Source organism: Comamonas suwonensis, from assembly GCF_012844455.2.
Classification (GTDB): Bacteria; Pseudomonadota; Gammaproteobacteria; order Burkholderiales; family Burkholderiaceae_C; genus Comamonas; species Comamonas suwonensis.
Genome location: NZ_JABBCQ020000015.1, coordinates 68,556 through 81,743, shown reverse-complemented (window position 1 = coordinate 81,743; position 13,188 = coordinate 68,556). Strand labels below are relative to the sequence as shown.

The window sequence follows — 13,188 nt, the reverse complement described above, 5'->3', positions numbered from 1 at the left end:
AGAAAAGCACAGAAACCCCGTCGCCGGCCTACACCCCTGACATGGCTGACCTCTCGGCACACACGCCGATGATGCAGCAATATTTCAAGCTCAAAGCAGACTACCCCGACACGCTGGTTTTCTACCGCATGGGGGACTTTTACGAGCTGTTCTTTGCCGATGCCGAAAAAGTCACGCGCCTGCTGGACATCACGCTGACCTCGCGCGGCCAGACCGCCGGTCAGCCGATTCCCATGGCGGGCGTGCCTTTTCATGCGCTGGAAAACTATCTGGCCCGCCTCATCAAGATGGGCGAATCGGCGGCAATCTGCGAGCAGGTCGGCGAAATTGGTCTGGGCAAGGGCCCTGTGGAGCGCAAGGTGGTGCGCGTGGTCACGCCCGGCACTCTGACCGACAGCGAGCTGCTTTCCGACAAGAGCGAAGCCATGCTGGTCGCCGTGCACACCGCAGGCCGCCAGCGCTGCGGCCTGGCCTGGATGGCTGTGACCCAGGGCCGCATCCACATGGCCGAATGTGCGGCCGATGAGCTGGGTGCATGGCTTTCGCGCATCAGCCCCAGTGAAGTCATTTACAGCGCCGGTGTGACCGAGCGCTTTGAACAAGCCCTGCTGGCCATCAAGCACAGCAGCGCCATTACCTGCCCGCTGTCGCCCCGCCCCGACTGGCAATTTGACTCGGGCCTGGGCGAGCGCAAGCTGCTGGAACTGCTGGGTGCCGCCAGCCTCAAGGCCTGGGAGGCCGAAAACATGCCACTGGCCCATGCGGCCAGTGCTGCCCTGCTCTCCTATACCGAGCACACGCAGGGGCGCAACCTCACCCACATCCACGCCATTCAGGTTCAGCGCGACGATGCGCTGATCGCGCTGCCGCTGGCCACGCGCCGCAATCTGGAGCTGATCAAGACGCTGCGCGGCGAGGACTCGCCCACGGTGTTTTCGCTGCTCGACACCTGCATGACCGGCATGGGCAGCCGGTTGCTCAAGACCTGGATGCTGGAGCCCGAGCGCAACCGCCAAAGCGCCATGCAGCGCCTTGAAGCCATTGGTGTGCTGCGCGGCGCAGGCGCAGGCATGACGCCCTGGCAAGCCCTGCGCGCCGAGCTGAAAGGCGTGAGCGATGTGGAGCGCATTACCGCCCGCATCGCCCTGCGCCAGGTACGCCCGCGCGAGCTGGTGGGCTTGTCCAAAACGCTACAAAAATCGCAGCTGCTTGCGCAATCCGGCAAAGCACCATCGGCCTATTTGACTCAGATTTTCACCGATTTGATTCCGCCTCAGGGCTGCGCCGAGCTGCTGGCAAGCGCCATCATGGAGGAGCCCGCCGCACTGGTGCGCGATGGTGGCGTGATTGCCACCGGTTTTGATGCCGAGCTCGATGAGCTACGTGCCATTCAGAACAACTGCGACGAGTTTCTGCTGGAGCTGGAATCCAAAGAAAAGCTGCTGACTGGCATTCCCAACCTACGCGTGCAGTTCAACAAAGTCCACGGCTTTTACATCGAAATTACCAACAGCTACAAGGATGCGGTGCCCGAGCGCTACCGCCGCCGCCAGACGCTGAAAAACGCCGAACGTTACATCACGCCAGAGCTCAAAGCCTTTGAAGACAAAGCACTGTCCGCACAAGAGCGTGCGCTGCAGCGTGAGAAATTCCTGTTCGAGCAGGTACTCGATCAGCTCCAGCCTCATGTGCCCCAGCTCACCCGTGTGGCGCAGGCCATTGCCGCGCTGGATGTGCTGTGCACGCTGGCCGAGCGCTCGCTGACGCTGAACTGGGCCGAGCCGCAATTCGTCAGCCAGCCCTGCATCGAGATCGAAGCCGGCCGCCACCCCGTGGTGGAAGCGCGCATGGCTGAAACGTCGAGCGGCAGCTTCATCGCGAACCACACGCGCATGAACCTCAACACACGCATGCAGATCATTACCGGCCCGAATATGGGCGGTAAATCGACCTATATGCGCCAGGTAGCCCTGATCACTTTGCTGGCCAGCATGGGCAGCTATGTACCCGCCGCCAGCTGCCGCCTTGGCCCCATTGACGCCATTCACACCCGCATTGGCGCTGCCGATGATTTGGCGAACGCCCAGTCCACCTTCATGATGGAGATGACCGAGGCCGCACAGATTCTGCATTCGGCCACACCGCATTCTCTGGTGCTGATGGACGAAATTGGCCGTGGCACCAGCACCTTTGACGGCCTGGCGCTGGCCAGCGGCATTGCCACGCAGCTGCATGACAAGACCAAGGCCTTCACGCTGTTTGCGACCCACTACTTTGAGCTGACCGAGCTGCCCGCCAAGGCCAAGGCCGCCGTCAACGTGCATGTGGGCGCGGCTGAATCAGGCAGCGACATCGTGTTTCTGCACGAAATTCAAGCCGGCCCTGCCAGCCGCAGCTACGGGATTCAGGTCGCCAAACTGGCGGGCATGCCCGCTGGCGTGCTCAACCATGCCCGCCATGCGCTGGAGGCACTGGAATCGCAAGCCGGTGAAAACGACACGCAGGTCAACCTGTTTGATGCGCCCGAGCTGGTAGACGATATTTCCGCCCCCAGCCCATTGCAGCAAGCGCTTGCCGCTATCAATCCTGATGCATTGAGCCCGCGTGAGGCGCTGGAAGCGCTGTACCAGCTCAAAAACATCAGCCTGGCATAAGCGGCACACCTGAGCGCTGCTGCCACTACACTTCAATTCTTACCGTACCGCTTTCCGTCATGACTTACTGCGTCGCCCTCAAGCTCAATGCCGGCCTCGTTTTCCTGTCCGATTCCCGCACCAATGCAGGGCTCGACCAGATCAGCACTTTCCGCAAGGTCATGCTTTATGAGCAGCCGGGCGAGCGCTTTATGGTGCTGCAATCTGCAGGTAATCTGTCCATTACCCAGTCGGTGCGCGAGCTGCTGGAAAGCTTTCAGCTGCACGACACGACCACGGACGAGATGCTCACCATCTGGAATGTGCGCAGCATGTTCGACGCCGCCCGCGTACTGGGCGCGGCCGTGCGCCATGTTTATGAACGCGAAGCCGCCGCTCTGCAGCGCGCGGGCGTGGACTTCAACGTGTCCATGATTTTTGGCGGCCAGATTCAGGGCGAGCAAATGCGCCTGTTTCAGGTCTATTCGGCCGGAAACTTCATCGAAGCCACGGGTGAGACGCCCTACTTCCAGATTGGCGAATCCAAATACGGCAAGCCCGTGCTCGACCGTGTCATCACCTCAGAGACCCCGCTGGACGAAGCCGCCAAATGCGCGCTGGTGTCCATGGACAGCACACTCAAGTCCAATCTTTCGGTGGGCTTGCCACTGGATTTGATCGTCTACGAAAACAACCGCTTTGCCACAGACCGCATTGTCTGCCTGGACGCCGACAATCCCTATCTGCGCATGTTGCACGACAGCTGGGGCGAGCGCCTGCGCAATGTGTTCGACAGCATTGACGACCCGGCTTGGGATGGCGGCAAGACGGACTCCCCCATCCGCATTCACAGTCCGCGTGCGCATCCGCTGGTGAAGGTGGGAACCCCCACCGCCATGAAATCCGTACTGGGCACGGGTGCCGGCAGCATCCCTCCCGCAGCCCTGCGCCAGCCGCCGGTTCCAGCGCAGGCCGGCCTCAGCACCGCCACCGAATACCAGCGCATGCAGACCAGCGAGGAGCAGGCCAGGCTGCAGCGGCAAGCATCGCTCTCTAACCGATAAGATGAACGCACCTCAGGGTGCGTTTTTCATGACAGACGCACCCGCCACCCGATTCATCATTCTGTGTCCCACAGCTCTCACACCATGGTTTCTGCCAGCGATCTGAACACCCTGCCCGTGGTGTTCGCGCACGCCAACAGCTTTCCTCTCGGCACCTACCGCCTGCTGTTTTCTCTGCTGCGCCAGCGCGGCATTGATGCCAGTGGCGTGGATCGCTTTGGCCATGACCCGGCACGCCCGGTCACCAATCACTGGCCGCATCTGGTGGAAGAGCTGATCGAATTTGTCGAGCAAAAAGTGCAGCAGCATGGCCAGCCCATCTATCTGGTGGGCCACTCGCTGGGCGGCATTCTGAGCTTTCAGGCGGCCACCAAACGACCCGATCTGGCCCGCGGGGTGCTGCTGATTGACTCGCCCCTGCTGGGCGGCTGGAAGGCCAATGCCGTGGGCTTGGCCAAACAAACGCAGATTGTGGCGTCGGTCTCGCCAGGCAAAATCAGCCAGCGCAGACGCCACACCTGGGCAAGCAATGCCGAGGCACTGGAGTACTTTCGCGGCAAAAAAGCCTTTACCCAGTGGCACCCACAGGTGCTGCAAGACTATGTGGAGCATGGCCTGCAAGACGACGATCAGGGCAGGCGCAGCCTGCTGTTCAGCCGCGAAGTGGAAACCGCCATCTACAACACCCTGCCCAGCAATCTCAACCACCAGCTCAGGCGCAACCCGCTGCACTGCCCCGTGTCTTTTATCGGTGGGCGTTCATCGGTAGAAATGCGCCAGGTTGGCATGGAGATGACACAGCGCATGACACGCGGGCGCATCATGATGCTGGACGGAGGCCACCTCTTTCCCATGGAGCGCCCACAGGCCACAGCCGCGGCCATCGAAGCGTCGCTGCTCAATATGGAGCAAAGCATTCTGCAAAAAGCGGGGACAGACGCTCACAAATAGATAGCAGGTAGCGCATTTTGATGATGGGATTCATTCATAAAACAGACTGAAACCCAATGACTAAAGGCGCTATCAGCTATGAAAAAAGCCACTTGCAATCACGCAAGTGGCTTTTTTATGAGCACAAGGAAGCGAGCTTAGTGGTGCCAGTTCACCACACCGGTATAGGCCGTCACCAGCACAATGATGCCAAAGACGATGCGGTACCAGGCAAACGGCACAAAGCTGTTGGTGGAGATGAAGCGCAGCAGCCAACGCACGCACAGCCAGGCGCTGATGAAGGAAAAAACCAGACCCACGGCGAACAGCGGCACATCGTCCATGCTCAGCAATGCGCGATCTTTGTAGAGGCTGTAGACGCCTGCGCCAATCAGCGTGGGCATGGCCAGAAAGAAGGAGAAGTCCGTCGCCGCCTTGCGCGACAGGCCCATGACCATGCCGCCGATGATGGTGGAGCCGCTGCGACTCATGCCGGGGATCAGCGCCAGACATTGCACCAGACCGACCTTGAGCGCATCGATGGGCGTCATATCGTCCACAGAATGCACGCGGGTGGCGGCAGCGGGGCGGTTTTCAGCCCACAAGATGATGAAGCCGCCGACGATGAAGGTCGTAGCCACAATCACGGGCGTAAACAGATGCTCCTGCACATATTTGCCAAACAGCAGCGCCAGGACCACGGCGGGCAGAAAGCCGATGAAGACATTGAGCGCAAACTTCTGCGCCTCACGGCTGGTGGGCAGCTCGACCAGCGTGCTGCGAATCTTTTGCCAGTACACCAACATCACGGCAAAGATGGCCCCGGTCTGAATGGCGATCTCGAACACCTTGGCCTTGCCACCGACAAAGCCCATCAGCGAGCCCGCCAGAATCAAGTGACCGGTTGAGGAAATCGGCAAGAACTCGGTCAGCCCTTCCACAACGCCCATGATGGCGGCCTTGAGCAGCAATAAAGTATCCACGCGAATCGTCCTTTGGGTGCAGGGTTGAGAGCAAAGCTGCTCATTATCCACTTGTCGTTTTCGCTATTTAGGGCACAGCTCTCTTACGCCCCCTTAATCGCTCTTCAATCGCAAACTTTTACAAACCATGGTTTGCGGCCATGGGCAAAGCCCCCGAGCTATGCTGCAATGACTGCGCGTCGGTTGTCGGCGTTTTCACAAAAATCACACCATCATGAAAAAACTCGTTGTCCTGGCTCTCGTGTCCTTGGCTTGCAGCATGAGCATGGCTGCTGACGACAAACCCAAAACCGCTCAGCAGCAACTCATGGGCACTTGCAACACCGAAGCCACCGGCAAAAAAGGCGATGATCGCAAGGAGTTCATGAAGTCCTGCCTGTCTGACGGCAAGAAGCGCCAGCAAGAACGCATGAAGAGCTGCAATGCCGACGCCACCGGCAAAAAAGGCGACGAGCGCAAGGCCTTCATGAGCGAGTGCCTGAAGAAGAACTGAGTCCCGCTCTTCTCAAAACAAAAGCGCCATGGTCAGACCATGGCGTTTTGTCTTCTGCGAGCACGGCCTTTAGCGCGCCGCCAGCTGCGCCCGCCTGCCGCGCCGCTTGCGCCACCAGATGACCACGCCGGTGATGGACAACATGGCCACCATCACGCCCACAAAGGACATGAGAACGCGTCCAAAAGTACCCAGAATGCGTCCGCTGTGCAGCGGCAGCTGCAGCTGCACGAACACATCGGCACCCGTGCCATGCCAGGGACGATAGCTGCCCAGCAACTCGCCGGTTTCAGAACTCACATAGACGTTGGACAGGCCCATGCCCATGGCTCCGGTCTCGTCATCAGGGTCGAAAAAGGACACGTTGTAGAACGGAAAATCTCCGCCGTACCAAATGCCGCCGGCTTCGGTCTTGATACCCAGCTGCAGGGCCTCCTTCTTGGCAATATCTATCGCTGAAGCAAAGCTGATCTTCGGCTCGATATAGCTGCCGAAGGGCGCCGGCTTGAGCGTCTCGTACGGGCCCGGCGTGGTGGTCGAGACCTTGCTCATCACGGGGTAGAACACCTCGCGGTAGAGATTGATCGAGAACGAGGTAAAGGCCACCACAACGATCACGCCCCAGATCCAGAGCCCGCCCGCACGATGCAGGTCAAAGTTGAGCTTGTAGGCACCAGCGCCCCAGCGCAGACGCCAGGCCGGCATCCAGCGTGACCACCAGGATTTCCCGGAATCACCTTGTACTTTGGCCGAGGCAGGCTTGCGCTTCGCAGGCAAGGTCAACACCAGCGCCCAGAAACTGTCGGCCAGCCACAGCAGCGCGAGGCCGCCCATGAACCAGTAGCCCCAGCGATCGCTGCCCGCAAACGTGGGGCTCAGCAGGCTTTCATGCAGGTGACGCAGCCAGGGCATGAGGTTGCGCCAGCTCAGGGCCAGACTCTTGGAGTCCCGGTTACCGGTGATGACACCCGTTACCGGGTCCACGAACACCGTATTGTAGCTCAGCGCATGGGGCTTGCCAGTAGCCTGATCCAGCAGCGGGCGAACCAGAAAGGAAGCCGCCTCCCCCTCGCGCAGGCCCAGAGTCATATAGGAAATTTCGACGCGTGGATCGGCCGCCTGCACGGTTTGCGCCAGCTGCAGCGGCGTCTGCAGCGGGCCACGCCCCGGCGTGTGCAGCATGTCAGCGTTCAGCCAGTCATCGATTTCATGATCCCACGAGAGCACCGCTCCCGTGAGGCCGGCCATGACCAGGAAAGCCGCGAGAAACAGACCCACCCAGCGGTGAACCACGGTCCAGAGAGCGCGCATATATCCGTTCAACCTCAAAAGTTGACCGTAGCGCTCACCGACAGGGTGCGCGGAGCCGATTGCACCAGATAGTTGGCCCCTGGATAGCCGCCCACCGACGCCCAGTAGTTCTTGTCGAACACATTGTCCAGACGGGCGCGTAACGTCAGCATACGGTCGTTGCCCAGATCAACCAGATAGCGGGCGCCGATGTCGGTGCGCGTCCAACCGGCTACTTTCATGCTGTTGGCCGCATTGGCGTACTGGCTGGAGGTATGCGTCACACGCGCATTGAGCGCCAGACCGGACACTCCGGGCACATCCCAGTCCACGCCCAGCGTGGCTTGAGTCTTGGGCACGCCGATGGCATAGCGGTCGACCTGAGAGGCATCGGCTGCCTGCTTGATCTTGGCCTGGGTCAGCGTCAGACCGCCCAGAACGCGCAGCCCCTTGGCGGCTTCGCCAAAGACGGTGAATTCCATGCCCTGGTTGCGCTGCTTGCCGTACTGACCATACATCTGATTGACGACATAGCTGCTGGGCACATCGGTGGTGTACAGCGCCGCGGTCGCCCCCATGGTGCCGCGCTGCCATTTGACGCCCAGCTCTTTCTGCTTGGACTTGTAGGGCGAGAACACCTGACCGGCGTTGAGCACGGGCAGGCTATTGGCCGTGGCCGGTGCCACAGCACCCTTGGTCAGCGCCTCGATGTAGTTAGCGTAGACGGACACATCGTCGGTGACCTTGAACACCGCGCCCAGTGCCGGTGTGGTGGCGGACTTCTTGTAACTGTCAGTCTGCAAGCCGCTGTTGTAGTCGTAGCTGGTCTGGTCTATGCGCTGACGGCGCAGCCCCAGTGTCACTTGCAGGCGATCGTCATACATCGACAGCGTGTCGCTCAAGGCCAGGCTGTCGAAGCGGGTCTCACCCACCTTATAGGGGTTGGCCATGGAGCCGCCAAAGAATGTGTTCTCAGGCATCACGCTGGCATAAGGGTTGTAGAGGTTGTTGCGCAACCCCGAAGCCATGGCCCAGGCACCGCTTTCCGTCGCTGAATAGGTGCTTGCCGAAGCCACCAGCTCATGACCGACGCTGCCCGTCTGCAGCCGGGTGCGGATGCCGGCCTCGGCCGTGCCGACGCGGTCCTTGCGCACGTTGTCGAAGCGCGTTCCCGTGGTGTCGCCATTGGCGTTGAGCACGGTCACGCCGCTGTTGATATTGTCTTCCTTGCTGCGGCGCAGGCCGCCCGCAGCCCAGGCTGTGGTGGTGGCATTGAGATCCCACTCGCCGCGCATGGTGGCAAACAGATCACGCTCCGTGGAGCGCGTCCAGCTTTGAGCGTAGTTGGTCTTGTTGTCCGGCACCGCAGGAATGAAATCCGAAGGCGTCACGCTGGGACGCCCACCACGATAGCTGTTGCGCTGATAGCCCACATCGGCCGACAGACGCACATCGCGGCTGCGCCAGTCAAGGCCCACGCCCAGCGCTGTCAAACTGCGGTCCTCGTCCTTGATGCCGGTGCCGCCATCGCGTCGCACGGCATTCAGGCGAACGCCCGTGCTCTGGTCCGGGCCGAAGCGACGCGACACATCGGCCGAAGCATAGGCCTGACCACCGGTTTGTATGCCCGTGCTGACCTGGGTGAGTGCATCGTTGCCAGCGCGCTTGGGCAGCAGGCTGATCACGCCCCCCACGCCGCTGCCGCCGGGAGCGGCACCGTTAAGAAAAGCATTGGCACCGCGCAGCACTTCCACCCGCTCGAAAAATTCTGAGGCCACATACTGGCGCGGTAGCAGCCCGTATAGCCCGTTATAGGCAATATCGTCGGAGTACACGGGCATGCCGCGCAGCATGTACAGCTCCTGGAAGTTGCCAAAGCCGCGCGCCTGGCGCACCGACGGATCGCTCAAGAGCACATCGCCCACGCTTTTGGACTGCGTGTCCTCAATCAGCTGACTGGTATAGGCCGTGGACGAAAACGAGGAGTTCTTCCAGTCCCGGGTTCCCAGAATGCCGTTGCGCGCTCCGGTGGCCACCTGCCCGCCCGCAAAAGGCTTGGCCAGACCCTGCGCCGATGCATCTGCACTGGCTTCCACGGTCACGGTCTGCAGAGCGGTTTCTGGTTCGGGCACCTGGGCAGAGCTGGCGGTCTGGGCCCAAAGAAGCTGAGGGCTGCACAGAACAATGGCAGCCAGGGAAATTCGACGAACAGGGAACATTTTTTAATGCTATTGAGAATGATTTTCAGAATCATTAGATTCTAAAGTTCAATCATTTCTGCAGCAGCAAACACCCTGATCTTTCAACGGAATCCAGTCTGGATCGATAACCCTGCGGTCGCTCCGTGCTATGTGTGCGCGCACAAACAAGCGCTACACCCGACCTCGCCCCGATGCAACTGGCTCCCGGATTTTGCCGTTTCGTCGCAAAGCGCTGGCCGGCGCCATCTCCGGCGCGCACAGTCCTGCTCATCGCAGGAGAGAACCATGCAACTGACGCCATTGATCGCTTTCCATATGAGTTCAGCCATCGCTGCCACCAGCGTCGGAGCCCTCACCCTCTGGGCGCGCCGCAGCGGCAGCCCGCGCCCTCTGCTGCATCGCATTGCCGGCTACGCCTTTGTTCTGCTGATGCTGGGTACGGCCATCTCGGCCTTGTTCATACGCAACTTCAGCCTGCCCAACTGGTCGGGCTTCACGCCCATTCATCTGCTGGTGCCCGTCACGCTGGGCGGGCTGGGGCTCTCTTTCTGGCATCTGGCGCACCGGCGCATAGACAAGCACCGCAGCATCATGCGCAAGCTCTACATCGGCAGCTGTGTTGTCGCGGGACTTTTCACCTTGGTGCCCGGACGCCTGCTGGGCGACCTTCTCTGGCAAAAATTGGTGTGACCTGAACCTTTCAAGGAGTAATACATGAACCCCATTTCATACAACGCCCTGCAGCAGCAGGCCCGCCGCCGCGCAGGCATGAAGCTGGGCTGGTATCTGCACGCCGCAGTCTATGTGCTGGTCAATCTGGGTCTGATGAGTCTGGCCCTGAGCCAGGGCCGCCACTGGGCCATCTACCCGGCCCTGGGCTGGGGTCTTGGACTGCTAATACATGGCTGCGTGGTCTGCCTGACAGCACCGGCAAGCCCTCTCTTCGGCCGCCTGGTAGAGCGCGAACTGCAATCCCTGCAGCGGCGCGAGAAAAACTAGGCGCGGGCACTGCCCTCACCTACGATGGCTTCCATGCAGCTCGCTTTTCTACCCGCCTTGCTACGCCACGGAGCCATCACCGTGACCGCCTGTCTGCTGATTGCCGGAGCCCTGACCGCACTGGGCCAAGGTCTGTGGGATGTCAACCTGGCCTACTCTGCGGCAATTGGTCTGATCAGCTGGCTGACGATTGACCTGGCCAGACTCCGCTGGCGCGAGTCCGACGCGATTGCCTGGCCGCGCGGCCTCAAAGGACTGGCCCTGGTACCGCTGGGCATTCTGCTGGGCCTGGTTCTGGGCAGTTCACTGGGAAGATTTTATGTACAGCAGCGGCACCCGGAGCTTCAGGCTGCAGCCCAGCCATCGCTATGGCTGCCCGTGCTCATCACCATCGGCACCAGCATTGCCATGTCCTGGGGCTTCTACGTGGTCGGCAAGGCGCGCCATCTTCAGGTCAAGGCCGAACAGGCCCAGCGTCAGGCGGCAGAGGCCAGGCTGAGCCAGCTGCAGGCACAGCTTGAGCCCCATATGTTGTTCAATACCCTGGCCAACCTGCGCGTGCTGATCGCCAGCGATGCCCCGCGTGCCGAGCAGATGCTGGACCATCTGATTGCCTATCTGCGGGCCACGCTGGCAGGCTCGCGCAACGGCACGCACAGCCTGCAGGCCGAGTTTTCGCTGCTGGGCGACTATCTGGCGCTCATGCAAGTGCGCATGGGCGCACGTCTGAGCTATAGACTGAATTTGCCTGCCGAGCTGCGAGATGCGCACGTACCGACCTTGCTGCTGCAGCCACTGGTAGAAAACAGCATTCGCCACGGGCTGGAGCCACAGCTGGCGGGGGGCCACATCCATGTGGCGGCAGCGCTGCGGGATGACGGGCGGCTGGAGCTGACGGTGGTTGACAACGGCTGCGGCCTGCCTGCATTCCCGCACCCTGCCAGCAATAGCACCAGCAATACCGGCAGCGGCTTTGGCCTGCAGCAAATCCGCGAACGGCTGGCCACCGGCTATGGCGATCAAGCCACTTTTAAATTAATAGCTGCCAGCGCAGGCGGGACAAGCGCCAGCCTGATATTTCCTTTCAAAATCGAGCCATGAGCCACATCCACCCACGCGCCCTGATTGCCGAGGACGAGCCCCTGCTGGCACAGGCGCTTGTACACATGCTGAGCACGCAATGGCCTGCGCTGCAGATTCAGGCTGTCGCTGGCGACGGTATCAGCGCAGCGGCGCAGGCGCTGCAGTTATTGCCCGATGTGCTGTTTCTCGATATCCGCATGCCGGGCCAGAGCGGACTGGAGGCTGCCGCAGAGATTGCCGATTCATGGCCCGAAGACAGGCCACTGCCCGCCATCATCTTTGTCACCGCTTACGACCAGTACGCACTGGCCGCGTTTGAGGCCTGCGCCATGGACTACGTGCTCAAGCCCGTGCAGCCCCTGCGGCTGGCACAGAGCGTGCAGCGCTTGCAGCACTGGTGGCAGCAGCGCCAGTCGGCGCAGGAAGCACCTCAGCCCCAGACACTGGAGCAAACACTGGAACAGTTACTGGCCTTGCAGCAGCGCATGCAGACCAGCGCAGCCGCACCACTGCAAATCATTCAGGCCAGCGTGGGCGCGCAGATTCATATGGTGCGGGTGCAGGACATCGTGTATCTGGAGGCTGCCGACAAATACCTGCGCGTGCTGACGCCGCAGCAGGAATATCTGCTGCGTACCCCGCTCAAGGATCTGCAGCCCCAGCTAGATGCCCAGCAGTTCTGGCAAATTCACCGCGGCACCGTGGTGCGCACCGACGCCATTGCCAGCGCCCAGCGCGATGAGGCCGGACGCCTGTGGCTGCAACTGCGGGGGCGCAGCGAAAAGCTGGCGGTCAGCCGCCTCTATGCCACGCGCTTCAAGGCGATGTAGCGCCTAATTCGGCAACTCCATCACATCATCCCAGTCCACGCCATGCATGGCATCCCAGTGCGCCACGATGACACTGCGCGGGCGCTTAGCGTCTTTGAGCTTGGCCGCCATGGCGGCCAAGGCCTGCTGTACATAGCGCTCTGAAGGCTTGTCCAGCGCCGCCAGGGGCTCATCGATCAGCACCAGCTCTGCACCACTGGCCCAGCCTGCCGCCATCCACAGCTTGCGCTGCGTGCCTGATGACAGCGCCAGCAACGGCTTGTTCAAATGCGGTGTCAGCCCGAAACCCTGAACATGCTGCTCAAACTGCGCAGCGGACCAGTGCGGGTAATTGCTGCGCTGCAAAGCCACCCAGCTACTGGCCGGCATATGACTGAGCTCCTCATCAAGGGGCTGGCGCGGGTCCTGCCAGAAGCAGGCTGTGGCGGGCAAGCTTGCATCTTCTGAAAACGGGTAGTGCAACACGCCACTGCCCAGATGCAGCTGCCCGGCCAGCGCTTTGAGCCAGCTGGTCTTGCCCGCGCCCTCATCGCCTTGCATCAGGCACAAGCCTGGGGGCCAGCAATGCGAGGCCTGATTCGCCACCGCGCGGCCGGGATAGCCGAAACTGACTTGCAGGGCCTGCACCATGCAAAGAGTCTCACCGCACTCATCCGTCTCAGAATTCATAGCTAGCAACGCT

Annotated in this window: 12 protein-coding genes; 8 read left to right on the top strand and 4 right to left on the bottom strand. The window is 61.2% G+C overall.

Annotation, left to right across the window (positions count from 1 at the left end):
• The first annotated feature begins 68 nt into the window (after nucleotides 1-68).
• From mutS to HF327_RS16440, 3 genes are all read left to right on the top strand, one after another.
• A complete protein-coding gene (mutS, locus tag HF327_RS16450) occupies nucleotides 69-2,654 on the top strand; it encodes a DNA mismatch repair protein MutS (protein ID WP_236024235.1) in 2,586 nt (861 codons plus the stop codon).
• Nucleotides 2,655-2,713: 59 nt separating this feature from the next.
• Nucleotides 2,714-3,697, top strand: coding sequence for a proteasome-type protease (locus HF327_RS16445; protein WP_198461357.1), 984 nt, complete (start codon nucleotides 2,714-2,716; stop codon nucleotides 3,695-3,697).
• Nucleotides 3,698-3,781: 84 nt separating this feature from the next.
• Nucleotides 3,782-4,648, top strand: coding sequence for an alpha/beta fold hydrolase (locus HF327_RS16440; RefSeq protein WP_198461449.1), 867 nt, complete (start codon nucleotides 3,782-3,784; stop codon nucleotides 4,646-4,648).
• 137 nt (nucleotides 4,649-4,785) lie between these two features.
• Here HF327_RS16440 and HF327_RS16435 read toward each other — a convergent pair whose 3' ends face one another.
• Nucleotides 4,786-5,610, bottom strand: coding sequence for an undecaprenyl-diphosphate phosphatase (locus HF327_RS16435; protein WP_198461355.1), 825 nt, complete (start codon nucleotides 5,608-5,610; stop codon nucleotides 4,786-4,788).
• A gap of 214 nt (nucleotides 5,611-5,824) precedes the next feature.
• Between HF327_RS16435 and HF327_RS16430 the strand changes: the two genes are divergently transcribed.
• Nucleotides 5,825-6,103 carry a PsiF family protein gene (locus HF327_RS16430; RefSeq protein WP_198461353.1) on the top strand — a complete coding sequence of 93 codons (279 nt, stop codon included), beginning with the start codon at nucleotides 5,825-5,827 and terminating at the stop codon, nucleotides 6,101-6,103.
• Between the two features lie 69 nt (nucleotides 6,104-6,172).
• Here HF327_RS16430 and HF327_RS16425 read toward each other — a convergent pair whose 3' ends face one another.
• On the bottom strand, nucleotides 6,173-7,414 hold the full coding sequence (locus HF327_RS16425; protein WP_198461351.1) for a PepSY-associated TM helix domain-containing protein: 1,242 nt from the start codon (nucleotides 7,412-7,414) through the stop codon (nucleotides 6,173-6,175).
• Between the two features lie 14 nt (nucleotides 7,415-7,428).
• Entirely contained in the window at nucleotides 7,429-9,612 is a 2,184-nt protein-coding gene (locus tag HF327_RS16420; RefSeq protein ID WP_198461349.1) for a TonB-dependent receptor, read from the bottom strand.
• A gap of 267 nt (nucleotides 9,613-9,879) precedes the next feature.
• On the opposite strand from HF327_RS16420, the gene HF327_RS16415 reads away from it, so the two are divergent.
• The 4 genes from HF327_RS16415 to HF327_RS16400 are packed head-to-tail and all read left to right on the top strand — an operon-like array spanning nucleotide 9,880 to nucleotide 12,506.
• On the top strand, nucleotides 9,880-10,284 hold the full coding sequence (locus tag HF327_RS16415) for a DUF2306 domain-containing protein (protein ID WP_198461347.1): 405 nt from the start codon (nucleotides 9,880-9,882) through the stop codon (nucleotides 10,282-10,284).
• A gap of 24 nt (nucleotides 10,285-10,308) precedes the next feature.
• Nucleotides 10,309-10,593 carry a 2TM domain-containing protein gene (locus HF327_RS16410; RefSeq protein ID WP_198461346.1) on the top strand — a complete coding sequence of 95 codons (285 nt, stop codon included), beginning with the start codon at nucleotides 10,309-10,311 and terminating at the stop codon, nucleotides 10,591-10,593.
• A gap of 24 nt (nucleotides 10,594-10,617) precedes the next feature.
• Entirely contained in the window at nucleotides 10,618-11,694 is a 1,077-nt protein-coding gene (locus HF327_RS16405; RefSeq protein ID WP_198461344.1) for a sensor histidine kinase, read from the top strand.
• The gene (locus HF327_RS16400; protein WP_198461342.1) at nucleotides 11,691-12,506 is read left to right on the top strand and encodes a LytR/AlgR family response regulator transcription factor; all 816 of its coding nucleotides are present in this window, start codon (nucleotides 11,691-11,693) and stop codon (nucleotides 12,504-12,506) included. The genes HF327_RS16405 and HF327_RS16400 overlap by 4 nt, the downstream gene beginning before the upstream one ends.
• A gap of 3 nt (nucleotides 12,507-12,509) precedes the next feature.
• On the opposite strand, the gene HF327_RS16395 is transcribed toward HF327_RS16400, so the two are convergent.
• A complete protein-coding gene (locus HF327_RS16395) occupies nucleotides 12,510-13,175 on the bottom strand; it encodes an ABC transporter ATP-binding protein (RefSeq protein ID WP_198461340.1) in 666 nt (221 codons plus the stop codon).
• Between the last annotated feature and the right edge of the window lie 13 nt (nucleotides 13,176-13,188).